The following is a 13,457-nucleotide window of genomic DNA, read 5'->3' as shown; positions in this document are numbered from 1 at the left end:
TGCTTACAGCCCTAGGCCTTTAAATATGATGATTGGAAGTAAACCACTCATAAGTATAGTTATAATTATTGAAGCTGTGTTTGGTTTGATCAGGAAGCTCTTCTCTGGTGATTTCGGATTATAAAAAACCGCAACTTTATCAGGTGAAATTTTGGTTATTCTGTTCATCTGCCATTTAATAATAAACTTCAGGTTATATGTAACTAGAACAGCCCACGGTGATAGGCGTTTACCTGAATAATTTTTTCCATCCACCGTGTAGGTATATTCAACTTTTGCAGCAAACTTTTGGTCGTCATCGGCGCGAGGTACTCCCCACCCTGATACTTCAGCTGTCTCTAAGGTGCCGATTGCCATTGGCCATGATTTAACCCGCCACTGATAAATGAGGCTCATAACCCCCATTAAAATAATATAGGCACTCGAAGCTATGAAAAGCGCTTGCTTATCTCCATCAAGGAGGTTCTCGAAGAAAGAATGTAACACTTCCACCATATAAAATTACCTCATGTAGCTTGCCGTGAATGCTTCTCTGTAAGTGGGCGGAAAAGGCTCTGAATTCCTGAGTTAGAAAGTTTCATTGATGTATGTTTGTTTTGTTGTACGTCACGCCTTGTTTGGAAATCTCAGATATTAACCATGGTAATGATATTCCAGAATAGCGCTGCAATTGAATAGATGGTTTATCATGGAAGTGAGCCCAATATTCGGTCTCATCCACGGCTTCGTGCTTATGAATGTATCGTTCTTCAATCCCGGTGATATCTGAGAGAGCAGAACGAAACCCTGTCTCTTGTCCGTGCGCGTGATTTGGGACATCCCAGATCAAATATTCATTATCTAGCCTGAAATGCCATTCGCCTACAGTATTCAAGGAACGGCGGGCAAACGCAGCAGCTTTAAAGAGCGTCACCACCCCTGTGCCAATGAATATTACGCCTAAAAAATCCCATACTGTAAATGCCGGGAGGCTATCAATTCTGGATAAATTTAAAGCATCCTCTGGCAGCAGGTATGTGCCCAATACAATCCAGAGACTGGCAAACAGCGGGGTGATAATCAAACGTTTCATATTTCTACGTTTGAGAGGCACTCGTACATCAAATACTGGCTGGTCTTTATTCATCGCATAATTTGTGGGTGATGTAAGACGCATGATGGCGTTTCACGGAGGCCCCTATCTTTTATCAACCGTTGATACATAAGTTGCAACAGTATGCCGCATATCTCTAGATAATCCATAATTTTTGATACATAAAATGCGATAATCTGATGGCTTTGAAACATGCTTTGGTGTGTGGCGTGTAGTGCCCTTAAGGGGCACATACCTTGTTGGGTTAGGTAGAAACCATAGAGTTATAGAGTGGTTGGTGAGTCTATTTTTTCAGTTTATCAGATAAAAAGTCGACAAATGCTCGGACTTTCGGAGCCAGATGTCGATTATTTGCAAAGACTGCACTGATAGGGGTTGAAGACGGCATCAGAGCAAAGGGTTCAAGCAGTGGGATTAGCTGTTTATCTTTAATCGAAGCTTGCACCATCCAGGAAGGGATCATGATGATCCCCTGTCCCGTGAGAGCAAGCTCTTTCAGGAATGTCAGGTTATTAGCGTTCAGGTTACCGGAAATTGGGATTTCCAATATTTGCTGGTTTTCTTTAAATTTCCAGTAATTCTTCCCGGGCGCTGTTCTAAAAGACAAACAGTTGTGTTCGGTAAGCTGGCTTGGATGGGTTGGGATCCCATGTCTAGCAAGATATTCAGGGCTAGCACAGATCACGGAAGAGCTTGTGGCAATTTTCCGGGCAATCAATCCGGAATCGTCAAGGTGCCCAAAGCGTATCGCAAGGTCAATGGCGTTATCAACAATGTCTATATTATCAGTGTTCATGGAAAACCGAATTTGGACATCGGGATACTTTTCGAAAAAATCCGGTAAAATGGGGGCAATAAAAGCGGCGGCAAAATCTGTTTCTACAGTGACATGTAAATGCCCTTTAGGGGTTGCGGCTAACTGGCTGACCGACTGTTTTGCTTCTTCAATATCTTTCACTATCCGCATTGCGTGTTGATAGTAAATCTGGCCTGCCTCAGTGAGGCTTTGCCTGCGTGTAGTGCGGTGAAAAAGCCGCGTTCCCAGCTCATCCTCTAAATGCGATATTTGTCTTGATACCGATGATGGCCTGACACCTAAAAGCCTTGCTGTCGCAGAGAAACTGCCTTCCTCAACCACTTTTACAAACAATTGCATGTTAGATACCTGATTCATTTGTGCATTAAACGCATCAATCCTTTGCTTTTCAAGTCATTTATACTCTGAGCGGCGAATATTATGTTTATCCCAAGCCGAAGGCCAACGTATTTCACGGATGAACAGCAGCTAAGGAAAAATAAAATGCCGCTTATAACTGTCAAAGTTTTCAAAGATGAACTCAGTCAATCTCAGTCAAAAGAATTAATCGAAAAAGTAACGGACTCTGTTTTGGAGGTGACCAGCGAAAAGCTGCGCGATGCCACTTGGGTGGTGATTGAAGAAGTAAAGGATGGCCAGTGGGGTGTTGGAGGTAATGCGCTTGGTCTTGATGATGTGAAAGCCATGATTGCTGATTGATTGCGTGCTGAGCAAAGGAAACAACCAATGAAAAACTTGAAAAAAACATATGAAGGCTGGGCGTTAGTTACCGGTGCATCATCAGGAATAGGTGAAGAGTTCGCCCGTGAACTCGCCAAACAAAAGTTTGATCTTATTCTCGTGGCAAGAAATCAGGCTGCTCTTGAGCGGTTATCAAAAGACCTTGTATCGGAATATCAGATCAACACCCGGGTTGTGGCGATGGATCTTGTTCAGGTTGGTGCTGCTCAGGCGCTTTATAACAGTGTTAATGATCTCAATGTGAGCCTGTTAATCGCCAGCGCTGGCATCGACGAGATGGGTCCGTTTTTAGAAAAAGATTATGCAGACCTTAGCAGGATGTTGAGGCTGAATGTCGATGTTCCAAGTGAGCTAGCTCACTTATTCGGTAAAAATATGGCGGCGAATAATACCCACGGAAACAAGCGGTCTGGTATCATTTTGGTGTCTAGTTTGTTTGCCTATCAGGGCATCCCTAATTTTGCCGCATATGCAGCGACAAAAGCTTATATCCTGACCTTGGGAGAGGCTCTTACCGCTGAAATGAAAAGCAGCGGTATTGATGTTCTGACACTGTCACCTGGGCTTACCTCCACACCATTTGCAGCTGGTTTAAAGTTGAATGCCGCGCTCTTGCCTATGATCCCACAACGCCCGGAAACTGTTGCACGTACTGGCTTACGTAATCTTGGACGTAAAATGAGCGTTGTGTCTGGATTGCTTAACAAATTTTATGCGTGGGAAAATCGCCTTATCCCGCGTTCGTGGCCTGTTCATCTCTTTGGTTTTCTGATCGGAAACGCGATGAAATCTTATGAGCGACGCCAGCCAAATTAAACACCAAAAGCAAGACAAATACCTGAGGATCAGATCATGAATACAGATAAATTCCCGTTACTTGAAAAAGATACAGCGCCAGAGGCTTCAGTAGAATGGCTTGAAAAAGCAGAAGAAAATTTTGGAATGATTCCAAATGTTGAAAAAGTTATGGCGCTCAGCCCGCAGTTGTTGGCTGGATACACATTCATGTGGGATGGCTTCAATACTGCCAGTTTAGATGCACAGGAGCGGCAGGTCGTATATCTGACTGCGAATTATGAGAACGAATGTAACTACTGTGTCCCGTGGCATAGTATTTTAGCAGAACAAAGTGGGCTATCGGAGAAAGATATTGAAGCTTTAAAAGGTGGAGGAAGCCTTTCCGATTCCAAACAAAATGCCCTGAGCCAATTTACACGGTTGTTGATTGCAAACCGGGGGAAGGTCTCGCAAATGCAGCTACAGGAATTTTTCGACGCGGGCTATAATTCGCAACAGGCTCTTGAAGTGATTTTAGCATTAGCAGTTAAACTTATTAGTAACTACACCAATTCAATTGCCGGTACACCGCTGGATCAAGAAGCTGCTCATAAGCGCTGGGTAAAACCAGTTATTCGTGAAGCTTAATGCTGGTTTAACGATATCAGCCTCCATAGGGGCCTAATCCGGTGCGATTATGCCCTTATGGGTATTGTTGGATGAAGCAATAGGTGCGATTGGATTCCGCAGAATTTCTCATGTTTTGTCGGCTTTTGACACATAAAGTTCGGTAATCCTATGAAACAGAAGTCACCGGGTATGCTGATTGCTGATTGCTGATTGATATGAGCTAAAAGATTGGTCGTAAGTGTTTCAGGATTACCTAGTGTGTTTCAATCCACAGCCCTATCCACACACACGCTGTAGCTCCCTTCACTTTTCCCCGTCAAACTCTATGGAACGCAAAAGCGCTTTGCTTCTTTGATATTTAACGCATGCTTCTATTATTCTTAATCTTGTGCTTCATCTTGAAATTCCAGGATATCCCCTGGTTGGCACTCTAAAACCTTGCAAATAGCATTCAGTGTTTCAAGGCGTACAGCTCTGGCTTTCCCCCGTTTTAGAATGGAAAGATTTTGCACAGTGACACCTATCCGGCTTGCCAGTTCTTTTGACTGCATCTTCCGTTTTGCTAGCATGATATCTAAATTAATAATTATGGTCATAGCTAAATCGTTAATGACTGTTCTTGTTGTAAATCAACAGCCTCATGAATTACCCGGGAAATGAGTACGATAACACCGCCAAGAAAAAGCGGGAAAAAATCGGATAGATAGATATCCAATTCTATATAATGACCTAGGTGAGAGCCGTTATCTTGCGTTAAAATAAGACTGATTAATACATCGAATATAATGTTGGTGATGATCAGGAACATCAAGGCAAAGCCGAGACTACGTAAACATTGTGCGGTTTGTTCAATGAAGATAGTCCCATCCTTTAAATACCCTAACCAGCGTCGTAAATTGATTAGTCCATAGAGCACCGGTGACAATGGAACTAGTGCAGCTGCAAATGCTTGTAAACCTATTTGTATGGAAATCGGTTGATTTGGCACACTGGCCCACACATTCAGGTTTTCAGGCAGGTAGTTGAAAGAAATCCAATACAATAATGTTAAAACCGGAAGGCCATACAATAATGCCGCTGCAACAATATTGAGACGACGACTCAGTTTTTGAATGCGAACTCTATTTTCCGTTACCACACGCTTGCCCTTACTTGTCCATACAATCAGTGATTTCATTATCAAAACATCGTAATTCGATCATTAATGATTGAATTACGATAATTAATGATTAATATACGAGCTATGTTATCAGAAGGAATATTAGAAGCCTAAGGAAAAATGCACGATAAGGAACTAGTGAGAAATCGCTAAGAAAATAACAAGGCCATCAATGAAAGGCCAAATAAGACAGTGATGAGGAATAGAGATGATTAACTTAAAAACTGCTATTCACCGAATGGTGACCGGAGGGCTTATATTAAGTTCAGTACCTGTTTATGCGCTTCCACCTACCAATGAAAATCAGGCATACGAAGTTCCTGCTATAAAACTGGAGCGTTTTATAGCAGACCATGTCACCAACGATTTTTCTGGAACGCTTCTGATTGCCCAAAACGGCAAAGTACTTCATGCACAAGGGTACGGCCTTGCGAACCGAGAACAAAGTGTCCCCAATAAGATGGACACAGTTTTTGCAACAAACTCGCTTACACAATATTTTACAGCAACCGCTGTTTTGAAACTGGTAGAGCAAAACAAGCTTTCGCTGGATGATACGCTTTCTAATTTCTTTGATAATGTTCCCAAAGCCAAACAGGATATCACTGTTCATAACTTGCTGACACATACATCGGGTTTACTTGGTGAAGAGGGCTTGGATGTTCTGGAAGCGGTGGGTGAAAACGAATTTTTGGAGGATGTTTTTGCCAGAGAAAACAGTTTTAATCCGGCCTTTTTTTTACCAACTTTTACCTTTCAGCCCGGGGATAGGCAGATCGGATTTGACGAGGGCTATAATCTGTTGGCGCTTATTATTGAGCGGCGCTCTGGTCAGCCTTTTGAAGCCTTTCTAAACGATCAGCTTTTCAAGCCGGCAGGCATAAAAAATACCGGTTATCAGATACCTGATTGGAAGCCTGAACAATTGGCTAACAGCTATGTTGGCGAGGATGGTGAAAATTGGGGTAATTTGTCTGACCGCCTTATGATTCAGGATAAATTGCCACTTTATTTACAAGGTAGTGTTGGGCTCTTGTCTTCGGTGGATGACCTTTATGCTTGGCATAAGGCGCTTTATGCCGGGAAGGTTCTGCGCAAGGACTTGCTCGATCTTTTACATACTCGTCATATTGGTGTCACATCAACTGATGAGTCCGATATCGATTATGGATACGGTATTGAGATATTGGAAACCTGGATAGGCACGCCGTGGATATCGAACCCGGGTGCAGGCAGCAGGAGCAATAATAATATCCCCGCTTTTGAAGCCCAATACCACTATTTCCCGGATGAAAATATAGTCCTCATTTATGGCAGCAATAGAGGAGTTAACCGTGAATTCACCGACAAGATTAACACGCTTGTTCGTGTACTTTTAGAACCTGATTATGAACCGGTTCTTACTAGTGCCGATAACCAGCAGTAAGGAGAATTGAGCAATGCAAATATTGTTGAAAACATTTTCTACACTACTAGTTTTTCTGGCTGTTGCCGCATGTGGTTCTAGTAATGAAACTTATTTTGCGGGCAATGAATATGTTAAACGCGGTGTTGTCACTTCGAAGACCAGTGAGGGTGCATTTAACATATCGTATTTGACATCCGGTAGCACTGGCCGCCGGGTAATTATCTTGCACGGAACCCCGGGTGCCGCAGATGACTATTACCGATTTATTCGTAGTAGCCCACACGATATCGAATATATTGTCGTTGATCGCCCAGGATATGGTGAAACAAAACCCCATAAACTTGTTGCGTCTCTTGAAACGCAAGCTGATGCGATTATACCTTTGTTAGTCGAGAAAAACGGTCAAAAGCCTATCATTGTTGGCCATTCGTCAGGTGGCCCGATCGCAGCGATGGTGGCTATTCGGCACGGAAATAAGATAGGCGGGCTGCTTTTGGCATCGTCTTCATTTGATCCGGAACTGGAACCTACCCCTCTGTTTGTTCAGAAATTAGGAAATGCACCAGTCATTTCATGGTTCGTGCCGAAAGAGCTTAAGATTATTAATAGAGAACTGCTGGCTTTGCCAAAACAGCTGGAAGCCATGGGGCCCCAGCTCAGCAACATCACAGTGCCGACCATTATTATGCATGGTACAGCTGATGTGTTGGTTCCATACGGGAATGTGGCTTACATGGAAAAACATATTACCAACGCTTCCCATAGAGAAACTGTCGCCATTAAAGGCCTTGGCCATGAGGTCCCATGGGAGCGTTTGGTTACCTTTAGCAAGGGCATTCGCAAACTGGTTGACCAACGTTATGATATTGCAACGCGCAATATCAGGATCGATAGGCGCCATTGGCCCCTCCAATCTCAAATCCAAGAAGAGTTTTGGGATCCGGAAAGTCGGGCGGAAAAATAGATATCTCATAAGATTATCAGAAACATAGTCTGGAACCGCACGGATTTCCGGTGTGGGTTCTTGAGCAGTAAAAACACAACACTTCACACTCTGGGGATAAAGAAATTATGAAACGCTTCTTTCTAGTTGCTATATTCGTTTTATGCGGTGCTAATGCATACGCATTTCAAGATCATTCAGGCCTGCGCATTCAGGTTGATCCGGGTGAAAAAGTCTTCGCCAACAAGATCACACAGGATAGAGCAATTTACGATATCCTGTTGCAGAATCTCTGGATTTCTAATGACAGTGATAAGACACTTAAGATTGATAAAGTAACAATCAGTGTTCTGAGAAAAGAGCGTGTTCTGATTGAAAGATACATTGAAACGTCAGCGATCCGGGCCTCTGCGAAGCAAATTGTTCGACTGGAGAAAGCTGGAGCACTTGATCTTTACGACTTTCAATTTCGTACCAGAGAACAGAAAACAGCTGGCATGTCACTCGCGACCTCTGAAAAACTGGTGCCGAGTGAAACTATTCTGATGATTCATCAATATCTAACTGTTCAAGGTAAGCCTGATACCGTCAAAATTACGGTTCATGCACTCACTGAGGATGGTTCGAAAGTTGCGGCGAGTCATCATCTCGATGTTGCAATCAAACCTCACAACTCAGATTTCATTTTCCCTCTAAAAGGTGATTGGTATATCGCAGTGGGGCCTGATGTACGCGGACACCATCGTTGGAATGTAGCGAGTGAATTCGCTTTGGATATTGTAAAACTAGGCGAAAACGGTGCTTCCTTCAGCGGGTCCACAGGCAAGAATACAAACTACTTTGCATATGGCGCCCCTGTTCGCGCGGTAGCAGATGGGGTAATCGTTGGAATGAAATCAGATGTGCGGGAAGATGAGTCTTTACTACGACAAACGGGTGAAAGCGTTGAAGCGCATGAAGAGCGCAGTTCAACTGCGCAGACAGAATTATTGCTTCAGGGCGCTGACGGCATCGCCGGGAATTATGTGATAATAAAACACAAAGGTGGGAGCTATTCGCAATATGCGCACCTTCGCCCTGGCTCACTTCGTGTGAAGATCGGTGAACGAGTTGTTCAAGGTGATATTATTGGTGAGGTCGGAAATAGCGGTAATTCAAGTGAACCCCACTTACATTTTCAGGTAACAGATGGCCCTGATGTTCTTTATGCGCGTGGCTTACCAGTTACGTTCAGACGGATTTCGAACCCATGGACGGACCTCAATGATGCTGTGCTTCTGACGGGTACGGTTGTTCATGCCAAATAATTGTGATTGTTGGTCTCTGCTGTAGGTGGCGTCAGTCTAACTCGAATTCGCCTCGCTTTGCCTAAATTACCAAGATTTTAAACAGTTATTTCCGCAAACTGACGCCATTCCACAAAGGCTTTTGATCTATAGACTTTGAAGGTTTGGCGTTTGTTTAGGCGACGTTCTCCGTTAAAGTAATGGTACGTTGAGGCGAATTTTTACAGGCTTTGCATTCGCCTGAATCTAAGCACTCTTCGTCCCTTACGTCACTTCAAATGAAATCCCAATCCTCTCTTGGGCAATCCATCACTTTGGTTCTATAGGGCATGACACGTATCTTTCGATAATCCGTCAGTTTTGACATATAAAACGCGACAATTCTATGAAGCAGAAGCTACCGTAGAGTGAATGGAAAATGTGGTTTCGATATTATCTGCTTTCAGTTTGCTCAGATCAAAATATGAAATAAGGAAATGCCATGTTTGCCATATACGGACCACTTCAATGGGGTTGGGTCAAGTATGTAGTGACTTGACCTGTATCAGCTCAGTTGGTCGCCGCTTTGCTACAAGGAAGGTCAGCCTTTCAGGACATTCAACCGCAGGCGCAGCAATGCGTTTCGGTGCGAAATAACGCCAAGATCATCGAAGCGAAAGCAAAGATAAATTCTACTCCTAAAAACACTAAAAAGCCTCGTTATAGGTTGGCTTTCGTGTTCGGGATTAGGATAAATCACTGCCTAATTCCGAAAAATAAGGCTCCCACTGGCAGCCGGCGCAATATTTCATACCCTAAGCCGCACCCTGCCAGCGTTAATAAAAGCACAAGGCTAAATTCAATGAATGGGTTAAGCCCATAAGGAGTAAGCATGTAGCCAGCGATTATTATGATCGTCTGATGCATAATATAATAAAAGAAGACTGCATTCGTGAGGTACGACAATGTCCTGCTGGATTGATTTAACCAACGCCGACTAATACCCAAAAGTGCAACTATGGATGACCATGCATAGACAGTGAGAAGAAACATAGTCAAAGGGCGTAATGGCATTTCAAAGAGAGATGGATAGATTTCTGGGTGACTTAGCATCAAGTAAAGTCTAACAGCACAAATACAGATAGCTGTAGCAAGTGCATAAGGCCATGATTTTACAATCCCTGCCCAGAAACCGGCATGCTTGGCAACAAAATAGCCCATTAAAAAGATAGTGAAGCGATGTGCATGGTTTGCCCAATCATCGATAAGGGCGTGAGTGACTGGAAAACGAGAACTCAATGTCAATTCGAAGAAAACAAACGGAAGAGGCATTAAAAAAATAAGTGAGATAGTGTTGTTGGATACCCAAGATATTATTTTACCAGCGCTCCCGTTCGAAACGGATCGCAATATGGGCAATAATGGTGTCACCATCAGGATATAAACCAATAGATACACGATATACCATAGATGGTTCCATGTTGGTGTGGTGATTGAAAATGCTTGCGAGAGATTCAAATATTCTGGCCAAAATGTCGTAAAACCGGATGAAACTTCATTTGCTTGGCGAAGTTCCAAATAGGCTTGAGGTGCAACAACCACGGTCATTCCCAACAGAATAGGCAACCCCAAATGCTTCAAACGTACCTTAGCAAATCTCAAATTGGAAACCGCCTTGTCTGATGCGAACCGAACGGCAATACCTGAAATAAAGAATAACAAGGCTAATCGCCACGGATTAACAATCTGCATCAACGGTTCGAGGTCTGAATTAGCATACTGACTTTTTACATGCCAATCCCAGCTCACATAAAGCATACCGATGTGATAAAATATAAGGAGACCAAAGGCGATCACACGAAGCCAATCTAAATCATATCTACGGTCGTTAATTTTGGATTGAGGCTCAAATTGCATTAGTTGACTTCTTTTTATGCGACGTACTGTAAACGAAAGCGATAGATTTATTTTCTCGAAAAATATGCTCTTTCATCGGGGTAATCCATAATGACCCTAAAATATTGTAAAAGTGACCCGCCAACTGCTCCATCGATTGGTTGATCCATAAAGGGGCCCATCCCTTCAATAAAATTCTTATCAGGGCGGCGGGCAAACCAGACTGGCCCAACCTCGAAGCCTGCTATCTCAATTTTTGGAACTTCAATTAGAGGAAGTGGCTTGCCCAGTATGAGGTCACCTTCTTCGATATATCGCCAATCAGGATGCTTGTTATGCCATTCGTCGAAAATAGACGCTATCATGTATGACGCACCCACAAGTGACCCTTTCGCCCCTAACATTACTTGTGTGGACGAGCTTACTTTTATCGTAGCACCAGTATCGAACAGCATAGAATGCACAGTTCCATCCACAGTAATCTCTATCCGTGGGAATGCTGTTACATAATTGCCAAAGGCGTTTTTTAAGATGGGTGCAGGTATAGATTTAAGGTCTGCGATGTTAGTTCTATCGATTGAGGAATGAAACGCCATCGTGTGTTTTATATAGTTCCATTCAATGATTTTTTCAGCATGCCATTTACCGCCGAGAAACCCATCGTGATTATCTCCTAAAAATGTCAACCGAGCTTTAGGAACTAAGATTAGATGGTTGCGAAGATTATTATTCAGCCCTGCATTGGGAATACGCCGATTTTTATGCCATTCCGGCATTGGAGTTATTTTGAAAGTCCTTGTTCCTCTGAACTCTTTCTCTAATGGCCAATCATATTTGTGGGCAAGGACAACATCGACCATATTCCATCCCCCACCAGTATCAGTATAGAAACGCAGAACTCGCCCGTTGGGGAGCATGGGAGTAACAGTCACCCTATTGTCCACGAATTCAGCAGGTATTTGGTCAGCCTGGGCCGCGAAATGATCCCCTATACAATATACTGTTATTATTAGTAGTGAGAGAAACCTTTTTCCAATTAGCATATATGTTCTCATGTTGGCGCTTATTAAAGTATTGCTAGTTCCCATTACTGTTGTGCTTGGTGATGAGGCTAGCTGTTTAGGGTTAGATACAACTGCTATTGTGGACTGCAATGTCGTAGTGTCGATTGCCAGTGTGGCTGAGGTATAAGTACCCAGTTTGTGTTGAATAACGGCTTATGAAGGCTGATTGGCGGAAAGATGTTCTCGCACTTCAGGAGCGTTTTATATATTCATTGCGTATTGCAAATAGGATAATTGCTTATTGTTCAAAGATGGAAGCTCGATGGTTACCGAAGGAGAAAACTTCATAATTCAAAGGAAAGTAACAGTTTATATTCTAGGTTTTTTATTTGCTTTTATGATTGTTGATGTCTTGTCTATTGCGACGGAAAAAACTCGACAAAACCTTACCCCGGATTTTCTACATATCTTTGTCATGGAGGGGACAGCGATTATAGCGTTAGCACTATCTCTACCAATCATCTCTTATATCAATCAACGGTTTCCCTTAGATATAGTCAGGATTAAAACTGCTTTATGGATTCATACAACGTCGAGCATAGTTGTAGCTGCATTTGTTATAATTCTGATGATAGCATTCAGAAGCCTCTATTTTGGTGATGCTTATAGTTTTGGCTCTAACTGGTTTCAGGAGGTGGTCTATGAATATAGAAAAATCCTCTTATTCTATGTTGGTTCCGTTGTTTTTTATACGTTGGGTTTACAACTTTATAATGCACAGCAAGAGCTAATTGCTGCTACTCAAGAAGCCAAAGAAACCCAGCGCATAACATTGAAAACCAACGGCCGCACAGTCTTTGTGTATGGTAGGGATATTCTATGGATGAAATCTGGCATGAACTATCTAGACATAAAAACAAGCTCCAACCAATATCTAGTAAGAGGCACTCTCAAAGATATGGAGACCTGTTTAGATGAAACTGGTGGGAATTTTGCTCGTGTTCATAGGTCTTACATTGTAAATTTAGATGAGATTCAAGATATACAATCAGATGGTGAAGGTGGTTTAAACCTAACAATGACTGACAATCAGGGTATTCCATGCAGTAGGAAATATCGTTCTATCCTTAAGGCGTGATTCACCTTGATTCACTTTCAATATTTAGATGCTCATACTTCTATTTGTTTGCGTTTAAGTACTATGTCGCACCAACATTTCATGAAATGAGAAGGCTCGTTAAACACGTATGAGCTATTGAGTGTTGGAAGTCAAAGTATGGGGGAATGGATGTGTCGATGCCAAGAAGCTGAAGTCGCTGGAGGCGGAGAACATCCGGCTGAAGAAATGGTGAAAATTCTACTCAAGCTATGTCACCAGCTTCAGTCTGCAAGAAGAGCTTCAATGGCATCTTTCCGCTTTAAGCGAGTTCCCAATCCTCTTCGGATACGTTGGAGAGGTCTTCTTGAGTATCTAATATAAAAAGAGAGATTAGCTAAATAAAAGGCCCAAACGTTCGGAAACGCTGGGCCTTTTATCGAAACTTATGTGTCATCCGACGTCTGTGTTGGGTGACACAATAGGCGCGATAGGATTTCCTAGTTTTCCTGATGTTTTACTTAGCTTTGACACATAAAATACGATAATCCGAATTTAGATAATGTGGATGCAGACGCTCCTATAGTCTGTGTGTGAACGGCACGACCGGTTAGTCGTGCCGTATGGA

14 protein-coding genes and 1 pseudogene are annotated in these 13,457 nt (G+C 42.8%); 7 read left to right on the top strand and 8 right to left on the bottom strand.

What is annotated here, in order from left to right; all coding sequences use genetic code 11:
- Positions 1-3: 3 nt before the first annotated feature.
- The 4 genes and pseudogenes from KFE96_RS00265 to KFE96_RS18220 form a co-directional block, all read right to left on the bottom strand.
- Positions 4-495 (bottom strand): DUF3592 domain-containing protein, encoded by a 492-nt coding sequence (locus KFE96_RS00265; protein ID WP_255834015.1) that lies wholly within the window; start codon positions 493-495, stop codon positions 4-6.
- 82 nt (positions 496-577) lie between these two features.
- On the bottom strand, positions 578-1,156 hold the full coding sequence (locus tag KFE96_RS00260) for a hypothetical protein (protein ID WP_255834014.1): 579 nt from the start codon (positions 1,154-1,156) through the stop codon (positions 578-580).
- Positions 1,157-1,376: 220 nt separating this feature from the next.
- Positions 1,377-2,051, bottom strand: a complete 675-nt coding sequence (locus KFE96_RS00255; protein WP_255834013.1) for a substrate binding domain-containing protein — start codon at positions 2,049-2,051, stop codon at positions 1,377-1,379.
- 39 nt (positions 2,052-2,090) lie between these two features.
- A pseudogene (locus KFE96_RS18220) lies at positions 2,091-2,249 on the bottom strand (LysR family transcriptional regulator); the annotation flags it as partial.
- Between the two features lie 144 nt (positions 2,250-2,393).
- On the opposite strand from KFE96_RS18220, the gene KFE96_RS00250 reads away from it, so the two are divergent.
- From KFE96_RS00250 to KFE96_RS00240, 3 genes are read left to right on the top strand one after another with little or no spacing between them, the layout of a single operon-like run.
- Complete coding sequence (locus KFE96_RS00250) at positions 2,394-2,609, top strand: 4-oxalocrotonate tautomerase family protein (protein WP_247017818.1); 216 nt, start codon at positions 2,394-2,396, stop codon at positions 2,607-2,609.
- Between the two features lie 27 nt (positions 2,610-2,636).
- Positions 2,637-3,467, top strand: coding sequence for an SDR family oxidoreductase (locus KFE96_RS00245; protein ID WP_255834011.1), 831 nt, complete (start codon positions 2,637-2,639; stop codon positions 3,465-3,467).
- 36 nt (positions 3,468-3,503) lie between these two features.
- Positions 3,504-4,076 (top strand): carboxymuconolactone decarboxylase family protein, encoded by a 573-nt coding sequence (locus KFE96_RS00240; protein WP_255834010.1) that lies wholly within the window; start codon positions 3,504-3,506, stop codon positions 4,074-4,076.
- Between the two features lie 362 nt (positions 4,077-4,438).
- On the opposite strand, the gene KFE96_RS00235 is transcribed toward KFE96_RS00240, so the two are convergent.
- A complete protein-coding gene (locus tag KFE96_RS00235) occupies positions 4,439-4,654 on the bottom strand; it encodes a helix-turn-helix transcriptional regulator (protein WP_247017812.1) in 216 nt (71 codons plus the stop codon).
- Between the two features lie 2 nt (positions 4,655-4,656).
- Entirely contained in the window at positions 4,657-5,235 is a 579-nt protein-coding gene (locus tag KFE96_RS00230) for a DUF2975 domain-containing protein (RefSeq protein WP_255834008.1), read from the bottom strand.
- A 190-nt stretch (positions 5,236-5,425) separates the two neighbouring features.
- Here KFE96_RS00230 and KFE96_RS00225 point away from each other — a divergent pair, with 190 nt between their 5' ends.
- From KFE96_RS00225 to KFE96_RS00215, 3 genes are all read left to right on the top strand, one after another.
- Complete coding sequence (locus tag KFE96_RS00225; protein WP_255834007.1) at positions 5,426-6,643, top strand: serine hydrolase; 1,218 nt, start codon at positions 5,426-5,428, stop codon at positions 6,641-6,643.
- A gap of 13 nt (positions 6,644-6,656) precedes the next feature.
- The gene (locus KFE96_RS00220; protein ID WP_255834006.1) at positions 6,657-7,589 is read left to right on the top strand and encodes an alpha/beta fold hydrolase; all 933 of its coding nucleotides are present in this window, start codon (positions 6,657-6,659) and stop codon (positions 7,587-7,589) included.
- Positions 7,590-7,696: 107 nt separating this feature from the next.
- Entirely contained in the window at positions 7,697-8,875 is a 1,179-nt protein-coding gene (locus tag KFE96_RS00215) for a M23 family metallopeptidase (protein WP_255834005.1), read from the top strand.
- Positions 8,876-9,589: 714 nt separating this feature from the next.
- Here KFE96_RS00215 and KFE96_RS00210 read toward each other — a convergent pair.
- Positions 9,590-10,750: an acyltransferase family protein gene (locus tag KFE96_RS00210; protein WP_255834004.1), complete on the bottom strand. Its 1,161-nt coding sequence runs from the start codon at positions 10,748-10,750 to the stop codon at positions 9,590-9,592.
- 47 nt (positions 10,751-10,797) lie between these two features.
- Positions 10,798-11,589 (bottom strand): hypothetical protein, encoded by a 792-nt coding sequence (locus KFE96_RS00205; RefSeq protein ID WP_255834003.1) that lies wholly within the window; start codon positions 11,587-11,589, stop codon positions 10,798-10,800.
- Positions 11,590-12,055: 466 nt separating this feature from the next.
- On the opposite strand from KFE96_RS00205, the gene KFE96_RS00200 reads away from it, so the two are divergent.
- On the top strand, positions 12,056-12,871 hold the full coding sequence (locus tag KFE96_RS00200; RefSeq protein WP_255834002.1) for a LytTR family DNA-binding domain-containing protein: 816 nt from the start codon (positions 12,056-12,058) through the stop codon (positions 12,869-12,871).
- Positions 12,872-13,457: the final 586 nt, after the last annotated feature.

The sequence above is a fragment of the Kordiimonas sp. SCSIO 12603 genome, assembly GCF_024398035.1.
Lineage (GTDB): Bacteria > Pseudomonadota > Alphaproteobacteria > Sphingomonadales > Kordiimonadaceae > Kordiimonas.
Note: the sequence above shows the minus strand (reverse complement) of the source record. Positions and strands in the feature narration are given on the sequence as shown.

Coding starts and splice junctions, on each gene's coding strand:
- KFE96_RS00265 (WP_255834015.1), bottom strand. CDS start 495: ATGGTGGAAGTGTTACATTCTTTCTTCGAGAACCTCCTTGATGGAGAT.
- KFE96_RS00260 (WP_255834014.1), bottom strand. CDS start 1,156: ATGCGTCTTACATCACCCACAAATTATGCGATGAATAAAGACCAGCCA.
- KFE96_RS00250 (WP_247017818.1), top strand. CDS start 2,394: ATGCCGCTTATAACTGTCAAAGTTTTCAAAGATGAACTCAGTCAATCT.
- KFE96_RS00245 (WP_255834011.1), top strand. CDS start 2,637: ATGAAAAACTTGAAAAAAACATATGAAGGCTGGGCGTTAGTTACCGGT.
- KFE96_RS00240 (WP_255834010.1), top strand. CDS start 3,504: ATGAATACAGATAAATTCCCGTTACTTGAAAAAGATACAGCGCCAGAG.
- KFE96_RS00235 (WP_247017812.1), bottom strand. CDS start 4,654: ATGACCATAATTATTAATTTAGATATCATGCTAGCAAAACGGAAGATG.
- KFE96_RS00230 (WP_255834008.1), bottom strand. CDS start 5,235: ATGAAATCACTGATTGTATGGACAAGTAAGGGCAAGCGTGTGGTAACG.
- KFE96_RS00225 (WP_255834007.1), top strand. CDS start 5,426: ATGATTAACTTAAAAACTGCTATTCACCGAATGGTGACCGGAGGGCTT.
- KFE96_RS00220 (WP_255834006.1), top strand. CDS start 6,657: ATGCAAATATTGTTGAAAACATTTTCTACACTACTAGTTTTTCTGGCT.
- KFE96_RS00215 (WP_255834005.1), top strand. CDS start 7,697: ATGAAACGCTTCTTTCTAGTTGCTATATTCGTTTTATGCGGTGCTAAT.
- KFE96_RS00210 (WP_255834004.1), bottom strand. CDS start 10,750: ATGCAATTTGAGCCTCAATCCAAAATTAACGACCGTAGATATGATTTA.
- KFE96_RS00205 (WP_255834003.1), bottom strand. CDS start 11,589: ATGGTCGATGTTGTCCTTGCCCACAAATATGATTGGCCATTAGAGAAA.
- KFE96_RS00200 (WP_255834002.1), top strand. CDS start 12,056: ATGGTTACCGAAGGAGAAAACTTCATAATTCAAAGGAAAGTAACAGTT.